This is a genomic window from uncultured Eubacterium sp. (assembly GCF_934525195.1).
GTDB lineage: Bacteria > Bacillota > Clostridia > Oscillospirales > Acutalibacteraceae > Eubacterium_R.
In genome coordinates this window covers 182814-199254 of the sequence record NZ_CAKSZA010000004.1, presented here as the reverse complement: position 1 = coordinate 199254, position 16441 = coordinate 182814, and the positions used below count along the sequence as shown (strand labels likewise).

At 42.0% G+C, this 16441-nt stretch carries 14 protein-coding genes and 1 other annotated feature; of the genes, 9 read left to right on the top strand and 5 right to left on the bottom strand.

Annotated elements, in window-relative coordinates:
• Positions 1-35: 35 nt before the first annotated feature.
• From pgk to leuB, 9 genes are all read left to right on the top strand, one after another.
• Positions 36-1232, top strand: coding sequence for a phosphoglycerate kinase (gene pgk, locus Q0E03_RS05755; protein ID WP_297130305.1), 1197 nt, complete (start codon positions 36-38; stop codon positions 1230-1232).
• A gap of 71 nt (positions 1233-1303) precedes the next feature.
• Complete coding sequence (gene tpiA / locus Q0E03_RS05750) at positions 1304-2071, top strand: triose-phosphate isomerase (protein ID WP_297130301.1); 768 nt, start codon at positions 1304-1306, stop codon at positions 2069-2071.
• A 134-nt stretch (positions 2072-2205) separates the two neighbouring features.
• A complete protein-coding gene (gene gpmI, locus Q0E03_RS05745; protein ID WP_297130298.1) occupies positions 2206-3738 on the top strand; it encodes a 2,3-bisphosphoglycerate-independent phosphoglycerate mutase in 1533 nt (510 codons plus the stop codon).
• A gap of 235 nt (positions 3739-3973) precedes the next feature.
• A complete protein-coding gene (locus Q0E03_RS05740; RefSeq protein ID WP_297130295.1) occupies positions 3974-4330 on the top strand; it encodes an endonuclease domain-containing protein in 357 nt (118 codons plus the stop codon).
• A 657-nt stretch (positions 4331-4987) separates the two neighbouring features.
• The gene (locus tag Q0E03_RS05735) at positions 4988-7222 is read left to right on the top strand and encodes a hypothetical protein (RefSeq protein WP_297130293.1); all 2235 of its coding nucleotides are present in this window, start codon (positions 4988-4990) and stop codon (positions 7220-7222) included.
• Between the two features lie 19 nt (positions 7223-7241).
• Positions 7242-7409 carry a hypothetical protein gene (locus tag Q0E03_RS05730; protein WP_297130290.1) on the top strand — a complete coding sequence of 56 codons (168 nt, stop codon included), beginning with the start codon at positions 7242-7244 and terminating at the stop codon, positions 7407-7409.
• Positions 7410-7755: 346 nt separating this feature from the next.
• Positions 7756-8397 (top strand): orotate phosphoribosyltransferase, encoded by a 642-nt coding sequence (locus Q0E03_RS05725; RefSeq protein ID WP_297130286.1) that lies wholly within the window; start codon positions 7756-7758, stop codon positions 8395-8397.
• Positions 8398-8605: 208 nt separating this feature from the next.
• Positions 8606-8834: a binding site (T-box leader), on the top strand.
• A gap of 59 nt (positions 8835-8893) precedes the next feature.
• Complete coding sequence (gene leuA, locus Q0E03_RS05720) at positions 8894-10630, top strand: 2-isopropylmalate synthase (protein ID WP_297130283.1); 1737 nt, start codon at positions 8894-8896, stop codon at positions 10628-10630.
• A gap of 28 nt (positions 10631-10658) precedes the next feature.
• Positions 10659-11729 (top strand): 3-isopropylmalate dehydrogenase, encoded by a 1071-nt coding sequence (gene leuB, locus Q0E03_RS05715; RefSeq protein WP_297130281.1) that lies wholly within the window; start codon positions 10659-10661, stop codon positions 11727-11729.
• 48 nt (positions 11730-11777) lie between these two features.
• On the opposite strand, the gene Q0E03_RS05710 is transcribed toward leuB, so the two are convergent.
• The 5 genes from Q0E03_RS05710 to Q0E03_RS05690 form a co-directional block, all read right to left on the bottom strand.
• Complete coding sequence (locus Q0E03_RS05710; RefSeq protein WP_297130278.1) at positions 11778-12233, bottom strand: nucleoside deaminase; 456 nt, start codon at positions 12231-12233, stop codon at positions 11778-11780.
• A complete protein-coding gene (locus tag Q0E03_RS05705) occupies positions 12230-13195 on the bottom strand; it encodes a CPBP family intramembrane glutamic endopeptidase (protein WP_297130275.1) in 966 nt (321 codons plus the stop codon). The genes Q0E03_RS05710 and Q0E03_RS05705 overlap by 4 nt, the downstream gene beginning before the upstream one ends.
• An 84-nt stretch (positions 13196-13279) precedes the next feature.
• Entirely contained in the window at positions 13280-14155 is an 876-nt protein-coding gene (gene galU, locus Q0E03_RS05700; RefSeq protein ID WP_297130273.1) for a UTP--glucose-1-phosphate uridylyltransferase GalU, read from the bottom strand.
• 17 nt (positions 14156-14172) lie between these two features.
• Entirely contained in the window at positions 14173-15165 is a 993-nt protein-coding gene (locus Q0E03_RS05695; protein WP_297130270.1) for an RING finger protein, read from the bottom strand.
• A gap of 114 nt (positions 15166-15279) precedes the next feature.
• Complete coding sequence (locus Q0E03_RS05690) at positions 15280-16194, bottom strand: DNA/RNA non-specific endonuclease (protein ID WP_297130267.1); 915 nt, start codon at positions 16192-16194, stop codon at positions 15280-15282.
• Positions 16195-16441: the final 247 nt, after the last annotated feature.

The following is a 16441-nucleotide window of genomic DNA, read 5'->3' as shown; positions in this document are numbered from 1 at the left end:
ATGTTATTGTTAAAAATTCATAAAGGAGATTTATTATGGAAGCACTTAACAAAAAGACTATTGAAGATATTGATGTAAAGGGTAAAAGAGTTCTTGCCCGCTGTGACTTCAACGTTCCTCTTATGGACGGCGAAATCACAAATGATAAGAGAATTGTGGCAGCTTTGCCGACAATCAAGTATTTGATGGAGCACGGTGCAAAGGTTATTCTTTGCTCACACCTTGGCAGACCTAAGGGAGAATACAAGCCTGAGTTCAGCCTCGCTCCTGTTGCAAAGAAGCTCTCCGAGTACCTCGGCACAGAGGTTAAACTTGCAGAAGACCCTGAGGTTGTAGGCGAAAATGCAAAGAAACTTGCAGCTGAGCTTAAAGACGGTGAGGTTATGCTTCTTGAAAACGTAAGATACAGAAAAGAAGAAACAAAGAACGAAGAGAACTTCTCAAAGGAACTTGCTTCTCTTGCAGACATCTTTGTTAACGATGCATTCGGTACAGCTCACAGAGCACACTGCTCAACAACAGGCGTTGCGGCTTATCTTCCTGCTGTTTGCGGTTTCCTCATCCAAAAGGAAATCAAGTTTATGGGCGGCGCTCTTGCAAATCCAAAGAGACCTCTCGTTGCAATCCTCGGCGGTGCAAAGGTTTCTGATAAGATTGGCGTAATTTCAAACCTTATCGACAAGTGCGATACTATCATCATCGGCGGTGGTATGGCTTACACATTTATGAAGTACCTCGGCCACTCAATCGGCGACTCTCTTCTTGAGGCTGACTGGGTTGAAAAGGCAGGTCAAATGATGGCTGACGCAGAGGCAAAGGGCGTTAAGTTCCTTATCCCTGTTGATAATAAGGTTGGCAGAGAGTATGCTGCCGACACTGAAGCAAAGATTGTCAGCTCCGATGAAATTCCTGACGGTTGGATGGGTCTTGACATCGGTCCTAAGTCAATGGAACTTTTCGTTGACGCTATCAAGGGCGCAGGCACAGTAATTTGGAACGGTCCTATGGGCGTATCTGAATGGGATAACTTCGCAGCAGGTACAATCGCAGTAGCAAACGCTGTTGCAGAGTCAGGCGCAGTTTCAATCATCGGCGGCGGCGACTCGGTTGCAGCTGTAACAAAGCTCGGCTTCGCTGACAAGATGAGCCACATCTCAACAGGTGGCGGCGCTTCTCTTGAATTCCTTGAGGGCAAGGAACTTCCTGGTATCGCAGCACTTCAGGATAAATAATAAACAACAATCTGCCTCCTTTTGGGAGGCGGGTTGCCTATAATATAATTGTATAATAAGAGGTAATTGTAATGAATAAAGCAAAGAGAAAAGCTATCATTGCCGGCAACTGGAAGATGAATAACACTCCGGCACAGACAACAGCTTTGATTAACGAAATGAAACCACTTGTTGCAGATGCAGATTGCGAAGTTGTACTTTGCGTACCGTTCGTAGATATCCCTGCGGCAGTTGAAGCAGCAAAGGGCTCAAATATCAAAATCGGCGCAGAGAATGTTCACTTCAAGGACAGCGGCGCATACACAGGCGAAGTTTCAGCTGATATGCTCAACGAACTTGGTGTTGAATATGTTGTTATCGGTCATAGCGAAAGAAGAACATACTTTGGCGAAACAGACCAAACTGTTAACCTCCGCACACTCAAGGCTCTTGAAAAAGGCCTCAAGCCAATCGTTTGCGTTGGTGAAACTCTTGAGCAGAGAGAACTCGGCTACACAGAAACTCTCTTGAAGTTCCAAACAAAGATGGCTCTCACAAACGTAACAGCTGAGCAACTCAAGGACGTTGTTATCGCTTACGAGCCTGTATGGGCAATCGGCACAGGCGTAACAGCAACTGCTGACCAGGCTGACGAGGGCAACGGATTTGTTCGTGCAGCTATCGCAGAAGCTTATGGCGACGATGCGGCTCAGGGCGTAACAATTCAGTACGGCGGCTCAATGAACGCAGGCAACGCTGATGAACTTACATCAAAGGAGAATGTTGACGGCGGTCTTATCGGTGGTGCTTCACTCAAGGCTAAAGATTTCTCTGTAATCGTAAAGGCAGCTTCAAAATAAGATAATTGTTGCAGGCGTTATCGCCTAATCGTAGGGGCGAACTACTGCGTTCGCCTCTGTATTTTTTGTGTTTTTTTGCACGACCGAGAGGTTTGTTTTATAACGCCTCAAATTTCAAACCAAGGAGATTATTTATGAAAAAAACCAATGTACTTTGTATAATGGACGGCTTCGGCCACAATAAAAGTGATTATGGCAACGCTGTTGCGGCGGCTAAAAAACCAAATCTCGATATGCTTATGGAAAAATATCCTTACACCTATATTGGTGCTTCGGGTATGGATGTAGGTTTGCCTGACGGTCAAATGGGCAACTCTGAAGTAGGCCACACAAATATGGGCGCAGGCAGAGTTGTTTATCAGGAACTTACAAGAATCACCAAGTCTATCGATGACGGCGAGTTCTTCGAAAATGAAGCACTCAAAAACGCAGTTCAAAAGTCAATCGATTCAGGCAAGGCACTTCACCTTATGGGTCTTGTTTCCGACGGCGGCGTTCATAGCCACAACAAGCACATCTACGCACTTGTTGAACTTGCAAAGAAAATGGGTCAGGATAAGGTTTATCTTCATTGCATTATGGACGGCAGAGATGTTCCTCCTACTTCGGGCAAGGATTATGTTGCTGAAGCTATCGAAAAAATGAACGAAATCGGCGTGGGCAAGGTTGCTACTGTAATGGGCAGATACTACGCTATGGACAGAGATAATAACTGGGATAGAGTTAAAAAGGCTTATGACGCTGTTGTTTTCGGCGAGGGCATTCAAAATACCGACCCTGTTGCCGCTATCGAGGCTTCTTATGAAACCGTAGACGGCGACGGCAAAAACCTCACCGATGAGTTCATTCTCCCAACCGTAACTCTCGAAAATGAGGGTAGAGTTTCTGAGGGCGACTCTGTTGTGTTCTTCAACTTCCGCCCTGACCGTGCAAGAGAAATCACCCGTACTTTTGTTGACCCTGATTTCTCAGGATTTGAAAGAAAGTTCTTCCCGCTCAACTATGTTTGTATGACTCAGTACGATGCAACAATGCCGAATGTTGATGTTGCTTTCAAGCCTCAGTCGCTCAAAAATACTTTTGGCGAGTATCTTGCAAACAACGGTATGACTCAGCTCCGTATTGCCGAAACAGAGAAGTACGCTCATGTAACTTTTTTCTTCAACGGCGGTGTTGAAGCCGTTAACAAGGGCGAGGATAGAATCCTTATTCCGTCACCAAAGGTTGCAACTTACGATTTACAGCCTGAAATGTCGGCTTATCTTGTTTCTGAAAAACTCAACGAGGCTGTTCGCTCAGGCAAATACGATGTTGTTATCGTCAACTTTGCAAACTGCGATATGGTTGGCCACACAGGTGTGTTCGATGCTGCGGTAAAGGCTGTTGAAGCTGTTGATGAGTGCGTCGGCTCTCTCTATCAGGCTGTTATGGATAATGGCGGAACTCTCTTTATCACTGCCGACCACGGCAATGCAGACCAAATGAAAGAGGAGGACGGCTCACCGTTCACTGCTCACACAACAAACGAAGTTCCTTTCATCGTTTGCAACTGCGGCGATGTAAAACTCCGTGAGGGCGGCAAACTTTCGGATATCGTTCCTACTATGCTCAAAGTTATGTCTATGCCTCAACCTGAGGAAATGACAGGCAAGTCAATTATTGAATAATCAACTTATTAGGCTCCCCTTGTTGCAAGGGGAGCTGTCGTGCTTTAGCACGACTGAGGGGTTAAACAATTGAGGGGGTCAAGATATTAAAACTAAAACCCCACCGCCTCGTTACACTCGACACCTTTACTGCGTAGACGCCCCCTTTTGTCTGCGTTGCAGACATTTCCCCCGATTAACGGGGGAATCCCCTTACATTTAAGGGGAGGCAAAATCGGAAAGAGATTATATTAACATGGATAGAAAATTCAATAGCGACCTTGTTGAAAATTCAAGGGAATTGCGGAAAAATATGACAAAGGAAGAACGACACCTTTGGTATGATTTTTTAAAAGATTATTCCGTTCGCTTTAAAAGACAAAAAATCATCGGCAAATATATCGTTGATTTTTATTGCGCAAGTGCAAATCTTGTTATTGAACTTGATGGCTCACAGCATTTTGAGGATGATGCAATTGCGTATGATAATTCTCGAACCGAATATCTTGAAAGCTTTGGATTGTATATTCTTCGTGTTCCTAATGTTGAAATAAATACAAATTTTGATAATGTATGCGAATATATTGACGCACTCGTTCAATCAAGACTTTAACCTATAGGCTCCCCTTGTTGCAAGGGGAGCTGTCGTGCTTTAGCACGACTGAGGGGTTAAACCAAAAAGTAAAACCCCACCGCCTCGTTACACTCGGCACCTCCCCTTACATTTAAGGGGAGGCAGATATTAAGGCTCCCCTAATGGTTAGGGGAGCTGGCAAACCGCAGGTTTGACTGAGGGGTCAAGATATTATAGCGGTCAAGGCGTTAAACTCGTATGAGTCTAAACCATAATGAACAATTAAGGGTAATTTGCCGAATGAAAAAGCAACCAAATGTTCGTTTTTCGTCTGTGTATTAAGCGTTTGTTAATGTAAACAAAAATTTGCTTTCTATTTTGTGATAATTTATCATTTTTTCCAACAAAAAATGGTTGAAATGTATGTATAATTGTGGTAAAATCCTAATTAGTAAAATTCTGTGCTTATATAGCACACGCACGGGGAAACCCATCGGTCAGGTGTGTAAAATGATTTTGCTGAGGCAAAGCATTTTATGCCACGGAGTTTTGTTTTTTTGCTTCGGGCAATTTTGTTGGTTATCTTTCCGCATAGCACGGTTTTAACCGTCGGATTGGTAATCAATCGGTTATTTATTTTTCATTAATTTAATACTGCGACGCGGCGTCGCAAATTTATAAAAATGGAGGATGATTATGAAAAAATTTATTAAAAAAACAATAGCAGGCTTAATCGCAGGCGTAATGGCAATTTCATCAATGCCGTTCACAGCATTGGCAGCAGAGCCAACTGCTTTGGAACAAGCAAAAGCTGCATTGAATAACTTTAATTACACTGCTCCAACAGGCGATTATGGTTCGTTCAATGAAGATAATCAAGAAAATTGGGCAAAGGGTACAGGATACACAACATATATGCGTAATGTATTATATGGCGAAAAAGGTACAGCTGAAGACCAAGGTAAGCTGACAGATAAAAAGGTTAGTGCAACGATTCATTATCCGCAAATGGTTTTGCTTTATGATGGTGTTGAAGAAAACTACTTGGATATTCCTGTAATTTCTACCGCTCAAGGTACTACTACTAGATATTTATATTCCGCTGTAAATGAAAATACTGAATTTGTTTTCACGCAGCCGGAACATTGGTATGGTCAAGATGATAAATTTAATTGGGCTTGGTTATATTCAAATCAAATTACGAGGAAAGCTGGTAGTGGTGTTGTTTGGAGTAATGCCGGTACTATTGGTACAACAACTTCACAAAACAGCTATTATTCATATATAAAAAATGGAAATGGCAACGGAACTTGGTATAAGTGGGCAAATATGTATAGATTTGTCGGTGGATTTGAAGATGGCACTTTTACAAAATCTGTATGTCCTAAATTGACATTTTATGCCGGTAGCTCAAGTACCTATAATTATAATGATATCAAAATTACTTGTGAGAGTAACAAACCTATTTATTTCATCAACTACAAGGCAGTCCGTGATAGAATTACTGAGGCTAAAGCAAAAATTGCTACTGTTAATTACGATGAGTATACAAAAGAATCTGTAGACGCTTATGCACAAGCAGTAATGGATCTTGTAAACTTAGATTATAATTTTGGCTTTGATAAGGGTGTTACTCAAACTCTTACACAAGACGAAGTAGCAAACAAGGTTCAACTTGCTGGAATAGCTATCCGCAATGCTGTTAACGCTTATGACCATGCTACACTTGTAAAAGTTAACAAGCTTAAGGAAGAAGAGTACAACGCTGCTCTTGCAGATGCAAAAGCTGAAGCTGCAAAGTCTGAAGAATACACAGAAGCCTCATTTAAGGCATTGACTGATGAAATCGCAGCTGTAGAAAAAGCAAAAAAGACTGTTACAGAGCAAAAAGACCTTGACGCATTGACTGCAAGACTTTTGACAGCTGTTAACAACCTCAACAAAAAGCAGTTAACTGTTAAATTGCAGGTTCTTCCTTATGGAAGCGAAACACCTGAAGAAAAAGATCCTGTATCAATAAAATATGGTGAAACTTACACTTCTCCAACTGATGCAATCGGAAAAACTCAAAATGTAGAGAAGTGGGTTGTTGAAACTAATGGTGGAGAAACACTCACAACTCTTAATACATTTGACAAGGTTGTTAATGTTGTAATTACAGAAGATACAACAATCAAAGCATATCTTTCAGACGACGTAGTTGCACCTACTTCAACAAAGGTTACATTCCTTGGCAGACACAACAAAGTTGTAGCTATCAAGTATGTTACGGGAGATAAACCTTTTAAAACTGATACAGTCCCTGTTCCTGAACTTCCTTTCTATACTTCAAAAGGTTGGGATACTGAAAATGTAGTATGTGACGGCAAAGAGCATGTTGTAAGAGCTACTTACACAGCTAAAGAAAGTGAACAAAAGTGCACAGTTCACTTCAACGGTAAAGACAAGGAATATACTTACAACAGCTATGTATATCTCTTTGACGCTGAAAAGGGCAAGAAATATGCTCTTTATGCTGATGAAGCAGGCAATGACCTTCTAGTAGTACTTGACGGTGTAGATTTCTACACACCACAGAGAGATCACATCTATGTTAAGGAATACACAGGCGATGCAGAAGCTAATGTTGCTGTAATGGGTTCATTTGCAACAAAGATAGAAGGTGTGAACACAGCAGTATATAACTGCAAGTTCTCTCTTCCTGAGGGTGCAACAGCAGTTTCTTGGGGTGTTGCAATCAAGTTTGACAACGGCTCAGTTCAGAAGTTCTCAATCAAAGAGAAGTCAAAGAGAAACGAGTACACAGTTAATGTTAAAGCACCTGGTTTTGATAAAATCACTGCTGCTGCTTATGTAACATATAAACAAAACGGAACAGAAAAAACAAAGATGTCTAAAGAGTTTGTTACTGTTAACCTTTCAACACTTTAATTTAAGGAGGAATTGAATAATGAAGAAATTTGAATCACCTGAAATTAATGTGGTAAAGTTTATTAACGATGATGTTATTACAACATCCGGTGATGGTGGATATGAAAATACTGGCGAAGTTATACTCGGCTCAAAATCATTTGCACTTCAACCGGCTTCAGATCAAGGAATCGACGTTCCTTTCTAAAACTAAAAATATTTCTCCTCTTGCTTTGCAAGGGGAGTCAACCTACAGAGCCTCCTCTTATTTATAAGGGGAGGTGTCTGCATTTCATATGCAGACGGAGGGGTTCGATAAGTAAAACCCCACCGCCTCGTTGCACTCAGCACCTCCCCTTGCTTCAAGGGGAGGCAGAGTCGTTCGCAACCTACAGAGCCTCCTCTTATTTATAAGGGGAGGTGGATTTTTGCGAAGCAAAAAGACGGTGGGGTTTTACCGATATACAATTATCTATTTTGCATAAAAAATCATAACAACCCCCTTGCAATATATAGCAATTTAGTGTAAAATGAAAGAAAAAGGGGATGTTTTTATGAACAACGTTTACACAATTACCAATCCTAAAAATGAAAATGTGTTTATTCATGTTATGCCGGGACACTTTATCTCTGCAAACAATCACATAAATTATTATGTCGGCACTTCCGACATCAAGCACAATCTTAATGTTTCTGTTGATGCGGCAAAGCTTATGGCAGAATACTACAACACAAACGGAATTCAGGTTGACACCGTTCTTTGCCTGTACGAAACACAGGCACTCGGCGCTTATTTGGCAAGGGAACTTTCCAATCCGTCTATGATGGCACCGAATCCCGACCAAACCGTTTTTGTTGTCGGCAGTGAATACGATGCTGCAGGCAATCTGATTTTTAGAGATAATCTCCGCAGAATGATTTTTGGCAAAAACGTTTTGCTTCTTATTTCTTGCATCACCTCGGGCAGAACAATTGAGCGTGCTATGGAAAGTGTGACTTATTACGGTGGCAAGGTTGCAGGCATTTCCGCTGCGTTCTCAATGCAGGCTCGCATTTCAAATGTTCCTGTAAACGCATTGTTCACCGAAAAAGACATTCCGGGATATATTTCTTATCCGTCGCACGATTGCCCGTTCTGCCAAAAGGGAATCCCTGTTGACGCAATCAGCAACGGCTACGGCTATTCAAAAATATAAAGGCTTTAAGATTATCGTAGGGGCGAACTGTGTTCGCCTCTTTGTCGTTTTATAAGCTTAGGCGAACGCAGTTCGCCCCTACGGGTAAAAATTTAGCGGTGTACCGATGACGGCGCATTATGCGAGAAATAATTCAAACATTAAATATTTCTCTTGACAAATCATATCAATTTGTTATAATAATATTACTGAAAACTTAACAGTACCCTTAAAGATGTGGAAGCAGAAAAAGATTGTTTGCTTGCTTCAGAGAGTCGATAGTTGGTGTGAATCGGCGGATGGCAAATAGTGCATAGCTCTCTGTGGAGTCGATGACCTGAATAGTAATAAATAGGGTTGTCCGTGTAGCTACGTTATAGGCTGAGGCATTGTTTGATGCTAAAGGGCAGTTCTTTACTGCTGAAATAGGGTGGTACCGCGTATTTTACGCCCCTATACTTTTGAGTGTAGGGGCTTTTTTATATTCCTTTGCACCAAATGAAAGGAGATTTTTATTATGAAAAAAGGTTACGAAAAGTATTTTGGATTCAAGCCGATTGACATTCCGGACAGAACTTGGCCGAGCAAGCAAATCACAAAAGCGCCGATTTGGTGTTCGGTTGATATGCGTGACGGCAATCAGGCGCTTGTTGACCCAATGAATTTGGAAGAAAAACTCGAATTCTTCAAGACAATTCTTGATGTCGGAATCAAGGAAATCGAAGTCGGTTTTCCATCGGCAAGCGAAACGGAATACGAAATTTTGCGCACACTCATTGACGGCGGATATATTCCTGACGACGTGACGATTCAGGTGCTTGTGCAGGCAAGACCGCACCTCATTAAAAAGACTTTTGAGGCTATTCACGGCGCAAAAAATGTTATAGTTCACTTTTATAATTCAACATCAACCTTGCAGAGAAAGGTTGTTTTCAAGACCGATATGGACGGTGTGATTGACATTGCGGTTAAGGGTGCGCAACTCATTTATGAGTTGACCGAGGAGGAAAAAAAGAAAAATCCCGACACCAACATTCGCTTTGAATATTCGCCTGAATCGTTCAGCGGAACAGAGATGGACAATGCGGTTGAGATTTGCAGGCGAGTGATGGAGGAACTTCACATCACAAAGGAAAATCCGATTATCCTCAATCTTCCGTCAACTGTTGAGGGCTCAACGCCAAACGGGTATGCTGACCAAATTGAGTATTTTTGCCGTCATTTGCCAAACAGAGATGCGGCTATCATTTCGCTTCATCCTCACAACGACCGAGGAACCGGCGTTGCGGCTGCCGAGCTTGGTTTGCTTGCAGGTGCGGACAGAATCGAGGGCACATTGTTCGGCAACGGCGAGAGAACGGGTAATGTTGACATTGTAACTCTTGCACTCAATATGTGGACTCAGGGTGTTGACCCACAGCTTGATTTCCACGACATCAAAAAGATAAAAGAGGTTTACGAGCGTTGCACGAAAATGACCGTGCCTCCTCGTCATCCGTATGCAGGCGAGCTTGTGTTTACAGCATTTTCGGGTTCACATCAGGACGCAATCAACAAGGGCAAAATGTATATGGAGGAGAGCCACAGCGATATGTGGGAAGTGCCGTATCTTCCAATCGACCCGGCAGATGTCGGCAGAGAATACGAGCCGATTATCCGCATAAATTCGCAGTCTGGCAAGGGCGGAACAGCTTTCATTCTTGCCAACAATTACGGAATCAAGATGCCAAAGGCTATGCATCCTGAATTTGGTGCGGTGGTGCAAAATGCTTGCGAAGAAAAGGGAAAGGAACTCACCGCAGACGAGGTTTTCGACCTTTTCCAAAAGGAATACAGAAATGTCAACGGCCCTTACAGGCTTGTTAATTACAAGATTACAGAAGAGAAAAACGAGGACGATGCGCTCACAACCGTTCATTTCAGCGGTGCGCTTAAATACAAGGATGAAGCACCTGTGCAGATTGACGGTTTTGGCAACGGTCCTGTCGGTGCATTCTGCGATGCTATGAACAAAACACCGCTTCGTGAGTATGAATTTATTGATTATGACGAGCACGCAATTGCAGTCGGCTCGGATTCAAAGGCTATCAGTTACATTCAACTCAAAACTCCGCAGGGCAAGACGATTTTCGGTATCGGCGTGAGCCACAACATCGGCTACGCTTGTATGAAAGGCGTTATTTGTGCAATCAACCGTGACCAACCGGACACACAGCGTGATGACACTATGCCGGGTATCTTTGATGTTTGCTGATTGATATAATATTTTGGAGGACAATGCTATGAACGAATATAATATTACCGTGTTGAGGGGTGACGGAATCGGCCCTGAAATCGTTGACGAGGCTATCAAAGTTTTGAACAAGGCAGGCGAAAAATTCGGCTTTAAGTTCAATTATAACTATCAGCTTTTGGGCGGATGTGCGATTGACGCAACAGGCGTTCCTTATCCGCAAGAAACAGCAGATGCGTGCAAGGCTTCGCAGGCAGTGCTTTTGGGTGCTGTCGGCGGTCCAAAGTGGGATGACCAGCCGGGCAACAATCGTCCTGAAAAGGGACTTCTTGCAATCAGAGAGGATTTGGGACTTTTCGCAAATCTTCGCCCTGCAAAGATTTTTGCTCCGCTCAAGAGTGCTTCTCCGATAAAAGAGGAAATCATCGGTGACGGCTTGGATATTCTTATTGTTCGTGAACTCACAGGCGGTATTTATTTCGGCGACCGTGGAACTTATGAGGAAAACGGTGTTGTCGGTGCTTATGATACCGAAAGATATACTTATCCTGAAATTAAGCGAATCGTTAAAGCCGGTTTCGAATACGCAATGAAGCGTGAAAAGAGATTGACCTGCGTTGACAAGGCAAATGTGCTTGATTCTTCTCGCCTTTGGAGAAAGGTTATGGAAGAAACTGCGGTTGATTATCCGGAGGTTGAGGTTTCGTATATGTATGTTGACAACTGCGCAATGCAACTTGTCCGCAATCCAAATCAGTTTGACACTATTGTTACATCAAACATTTTTGGCGACATTCTTTCTGATGAGGCTTCAATGATTTCAGGTTCAATCGGTATGCTTGCTTCCGCTTCTCTTGCAGAGGGCACATTCGGTTTGTACGAGCCAATCCACGGCTCTGCTCCCGACATTGCTGGTCAGGGCAAGGCAAATCCGCTCGCAACCATTCTTTCGGGTGCAATGATGCTCCGCTACACATTCGGTGAGTCGGAGGCTGCCGACGCAATCGAAAAGGCGGTTGACACAGCACTCACTCTCGTCAGAACTCCTGATATTTTTGAGGACGGCTTCACACCTGTAACAACTTCTGAAATGGGCGACAAGGTTGCAGAATTATTATAAATAGGTACAAAAATGGCACACCGTATATTTGGTGTGCCATTTTTTTGACTATTTTTTCTTGCTTCTGAGTTCTTTAAAAAATGTTGTCAGCATTGTTTGTGCTTCATCTGCCATAACACCGCCGACAATTTGAGGTTTGTGGTTATATGGCAAGTCGTTAAAATTCACGACAGAACCAAAACTGCCTGCTTTATTGTCGCTTGCGCCGTAGTACACGGTTTTTATCCTTGAATTGATGATTGCGCCTGCGCACATCGGGCACGGTTCAAGAGTGACATACATTTCACATTGCCACAGTCGCCATCCTCCGAGCTTTTTGCAGGCGGAGTCAATAGCTTCTATCTCTGCGTGATAAAGAGCATTTTTGCCGTATTCTCGCCTGTTTTTGCCTGTGCCGACTATTTCGTCATCTTTAACAATCACAGCTCCCACAGGTACTTCACCTTCAAGAGCACTTTGCTTTGCAAGGTCAAGTGCGACTTGCATAAATTTGTTATCTGTCATATTTTTGTTACGTACTGCTTTGTGAAAGCCAAGAGAATTGCAAACGGAATAATCATACCGGGAATCATACAAGCAAGCTTTGTGCCGAAGTTGTTATCATAAAGGCTTTTGATTCTCTTTTCCGTTTTGAATGATTTTGTAATAAGCAGATAAACAAGAGAAATAACTGCAAGCACGGCAAGAATAATCATTATGATTACTGCAACGGTGTTTGCGGTTTTTTCATCTGTTGCTGTTGTAACAATGTCGTTAACAGCCGATCTGCCGTTGTTCAGAGCGTGAATAACCATTGCAATAATTACATTGTCGGTTTGAACGGTGATATAAGCTAAAATAAGACCAACAAGAAAAGCAAATACAAATTGAATAACGTTGCCGTGGATTAAACCAAAAATAATGCTGACCATAAATACAGCAAAGCCTTTGCCATATTTTTTGAGTGCACCGAGAGTGCAACATCTAAATGCGAATTCCTCAAAAATTGCAGGCGCAAAAACAGTTGCCGCAATCATAACAAGGCACGTGAGCGGGTCTTTTGATGTGCCGAGGTCGTTTTGGGTTAATTCGTATCCAAGAACGTTTTTTACAAAAACCATCATTATTGACACAAAGTAGTTTGCCAAGATGGTGCATCCCATTCCAAAAAATACCCAAGCCGAGCCTTTAAGCGCACCGACTTTTTTTGCAGGGAACAATTCACTTGTAAAGTTTCTTTTGAGTATTAATGCAGATAGTCCGAAAGCGGGGAATAATGCAAGCAGGTCAACCGCAACAATGTTAAAGGCATATTTGAACATTGTTGATTCTGTATATAGTTTTGTCAAACCGAGAACATTTATCATACCTGCCCAAAATGTTTGCAAAAATAAATATAGAATTATTGCTCCGCCAAGCACAAAGCCGACTTTTATAAGTTCGCTTCTTTGTTGCTTTTTTGCATATGCAATCTGTCTTTGCATCATGGCATATTGCATGTTTTGTTGTTGGTAAAATTGATTGTTTTGCGGGTTATAGTAGTTGTTGTTCATTCTGTTTCCTTCCAAGGATTACAAGGTTTTTGAAAGTTCCTTTATGTATTCCTTTGTTTTGTCGGACAATTCGGGATGTTTGAGCGCAACCTCAATGTTGGCTTGCAGAATTCCGAATTTGTTGCCCATATCGTATCTTGTGCCGTCGTAGTCAACAGCAACAACACCTTCTTGTTGGGCAAGTGTTCTCATAGCATCGGTGAGCTGAAGTTCGTTGCACGCGCCCTTTGGAGTGTTTTCCAAGATGTCAAAAATTTGTGGAGGCAAAATAACTCTGCCGAGGATAGAAAAATGAGAAAGGATTTCTTCTCTCTTTGGTTTTTCAATCATATCGGTGCAGTTGTAGCAGTTGTTTTCAAGAGGTTCAACTGCAAGAGAACAGTATTTGAGTATAGACTCTGTGTCAACTTCTTTAACTCCTACAACGCCCTTGTTGTATTTTTCATAAGCTTCGATAAGCTGCTTAGTAACAGGGTTGTCAGAAATAATTACATCATCACCGTATAAAACCGCAAAAGGCTCGTCACCTACAAAAGCCTTTGCACACAGCACAGCGTGACCCAAACCACCTGTTTCTTTTTGACGCAAAAAGTAAATGTTGCCAAAATTTGCGCAAGCCTTTACGGACTCCAAAAGGTCTTTTTTGTCAGGGTTTTCCGCAAGCTTTGTTTCAAGTTCAAATGCGTGGTCAAAGTGGTCTTCGATGGCTTCTTTGCCTCGGTTTGTGATAATCAAAATTTCTTCAATTCCGCTGTTGAACGCTTCTTCAACAATGTATTGAATTGCAGGCTTGTCAACAATGTTGAGCATCTCCTTAGGCACTGCTTTTGATGCAGGGAGCACTCTTGTGCCTAATCCTGCAGCCGGGATAATGGCTTTTCTGACTTTTTTCATGCTTCTCTCTCCTAAAATTAAAACATTGACGTTACAATATAAAATACAAAATATGCAACCAGCGGTGCAAAAAATGTCACTCCGCCTTTGTTGCCAAGATACAATCGCTTCATTTGACTTTGGTCAAGGTCTGCATCCATACCAAAAAGTGATGATTGAATGAAGTTTGCACCATTGTCAAGTTGCTCCGATACGCTTTTGATGATGGCGAACACTGTTCCTTTGTAGAAATAATCGGCAAACATTGCGATTATTATTCTTATCAATAGCAGAGCACCGAGCATAATGTACATAATTTTTATAGCCATTTGTGCATCCGATGCGTTCATTATTGACGACATATCGGGCATCGCAGTTGATCTCGGGTCATAGGTTGAAACAAAACTCTGTATTGCACCCATATAGTTTGGTGCAAATTTAAACAGTGCGGCATCACCGACCAAGACTATTGAAAACAGCACGCAGAAGAATGCAACCCCTTGCTTATACATTTTTCTGAACAGCAGGTAATATGAACCAAAGAAGAAAGCGCCCCAGTTCCAACTTATCTTGCTTTTTTTGCTTGAAAAGCCTTTGAACTTTTCAATGAATCTCTGTGGGTTTGTTCTGATTGTAGCGGCAATATCATTTATGTTCACGCCGTCAATTTCGCCCTGTTCTTTGTATTCCGGAATGTCAAACTGAATGGTTTGAAGTGTAGGAAACGGCATTTGAGTTGGTTGATTTCCGCTTTGATTTTGATTTGCCGCACCGTTGTTTCCGTCGGCAGGCGGTGTGTAATATTCACCTGTGTTTGCGCTGTGTTGTTTTGGCGCTTCGGGAATAATCGGCTTGTGTTCATCCATAAAACTGTATCCGGATGCGTGCAAGCCTTTGTTTACACAGTGACCTGTCAATTTGTAGCACTCTCTGTGGTGAGGCGTGCCACATTCGGGACAGGTAACTATATCATCGTCCTTTGTGAATTGCTTGTTGCAAACAGGACATTTATAATCTTCATAATTAGGCATATAATTCTCCTGAAATATAGTTATTATTTTTATTATACTTATATAATCATAAAAAATCAAATATTTAATTAAGAATTGATTAACTGTTTATAAATTGTGGTTGTATTTGTTATGTTACGGCTTACATTGCGAACAAGGGGAATAGCCGTTTTTAACAAGACTTTCTCTATATCCCGTGTATGCCTTTTTGTTTTCGTCTTTGATTTTTTTGGCCGAAGGGCAACTTTCTTTGTGAAATTTTTTTGTGCTGATGTTAACGATGTATTTTTGCTTTTCGCCGTTGTCGGTCGTTTCCGTTTCGTTGCCGACATATTTGCTGTTGCCGTTTTTGTAATCTATTTCTATATCAGGCTGAACATTGTAGCAGTAAACATTGAATTCAACACCTTTTCCGTCATCCTCAACGCTGTATGCCTCCATCTGAACGCCTCGCGCAACAAGTTCGTCACCGTTAAAAATCGGAGTGACTCTGTACAGAACGTGGTTGCTTGTGGTTTTGACATAGCTTGCAACCTTGTTTTCAAACGGCAACATTCCTTCAATGTTGAGGTAGCGTGTGCCCGTGATGAGGTTGTTTGGGTTGGCATTTTCCGCTGTGAGTTGATAGCCGATTAAGTGGCAACGGTTGTATAAATATTTGCCGTCAATGTTGTTGTATTTTGCAATTTGCCAACCTGTCGGTTTAACAGAACCGATTGCTCCGCGTTCTTCGGTCGGCATAAGGTCTGTGCCGATGTTTGCAATACAGGATGTGCATCTGCCGAGAGAATCAAGCTTGCCGTATTTTTCAAACGATTCGGTATAATCTGTCTTTTCAAATTCGGGAATATTGTTGTTGATTATCGTATATGGATAGATTGTGTACGGCTCAACTTCGCTTACACTTTTGCTTTGTGAAATTTCGGTATATTGAGTTGTGGTTTCTTTTTCACTTAATACGGTTTGCTCAATGCTTTCAAATTCACTGCATGCTGTCAGCATCAAAATCGCCAATAGCAGAGAAATTATTTTTGCAAGATTTCTTTTCATTATATCACCGCTTTTATAATAACATATTATATGCACTATATCAAACGTGATTTTTTGTTGTGCAGGTCAACAACTATTATGACACAACTTGCAAGCAACATTATGCTCAGACTGCTGTTGATTTCGCTTGCAATCGGTGTGATTTGTGATATGTTGCTGAACACCTCTTGTTCAGGTGCAAAAGCAAGAATATAGCCTTTTCCCAGGAAATAAGATATAATGCCGCCGGCAAGTCGATGAATGAAAA

What these genes read in the sequence shown, in the direction of transcription:
- galU (WP_297130273.1), bottom strand. Translation starts at nt 14,155, where the DNA reads ATGAAAAAAGTCAGAAAAGCCATTATCCCGGCTGCAGGATTAGGCACA.
- Q0E03_RS05735 (WP_297130293.1), top strand. Translation starts at nt 4,988, where the DNA reads ATGAAAAAATTTATTAAAAAAACAATAGCAGGCTTAATCGCAGGCGTA.
- Q0E03_RS05690 (WP_297130267.1), bottom strand. Translation starts at nt 16,194, where the DNA reads ATGAAAAGAAATCTTGCAAAAATAATTTCTCTGCTATTGGCGATTTTG.
- Q0E03_RS05725 (WP_297130286.1), top strand. Translation starts at nt 7,756, where the DNA reads ATGAACAACGTTTACACAATTACCAATCCTAAAAATGAAAATGTGTTT.
- tpiA (WP_297130301.1), top strand. Translation starts at nt 1,304, where the DNA reads ATGAATAAAGCAAAGAGAAAAGCTATCATTGCCGGCAACTGGAAGATG.
- Q0E03_RS05695 (WP_297130270.1), bottom strand. Translation starts at nt 15,165, where the DNA reads ATGCCTAATTATGAAGATTATAAATGTCCTGTTTGCAACAAGCAATTC.
- gpmI (WP_297130298.1), top strand. Translation starts at nt 2,206, where the DNA reads ATGAAAAAAACCAATGTACTTTGTATAATGGACGGCTTCGGCCACAAT.
- pgk (WP_297130305.1), top strand. Translation starts at nt 36, where the DNA reads ATGGAAGCACTTAACAAAAAGACTATTGAAGATATTGATGTAAAGGGT.
- leuB (WP_297130281.1), top strand. Translation starts at nt 10,659, where the DNA reads ATGAACGAATATAATATTACCGTGTTGAGGGGTGACGGAATCGGCCCT.
- Q0E03_RS05705 (WP_297130275.1), bottom strand. Translation starts at nt 13,195, where the DNA reads ATGATGCAAAGACAGATTGCATATGCAAAAAAGCAACAAAGAAGCGAA.
- Q0E03_RS05740 (WP_297130295.1), top strand. Translation starts at nt 3,974, where the DNA reads ATGGATAGAAAATTCAATAGCGACCTTGTTGAAAATTCAAGGGAATTG.
- Q0E03_RS05730 (WP_297130290.1), top strand. Translation starts at nt 7,242, where the DNA reads ATGAAGAAATTTGAATCACCTGAAATTAATGTGGTAAAGTTTATTAAC.
- Q0E03_RS05710 (WP_297130278.1), bottom strand. Translation starts at nt 12,233, where the DNA reads ATGACAGATAACAAATTTATGCAAGTCGCACTTGACCTTGCAAAGCAA.
- leuA (WP_297130283.1), top strand. Translation starts at nt 8,894, where the DNA reads ATGAAAAAAGGTTACGAAAAGTATTTTGGATTCAAGCCGATTGACATT.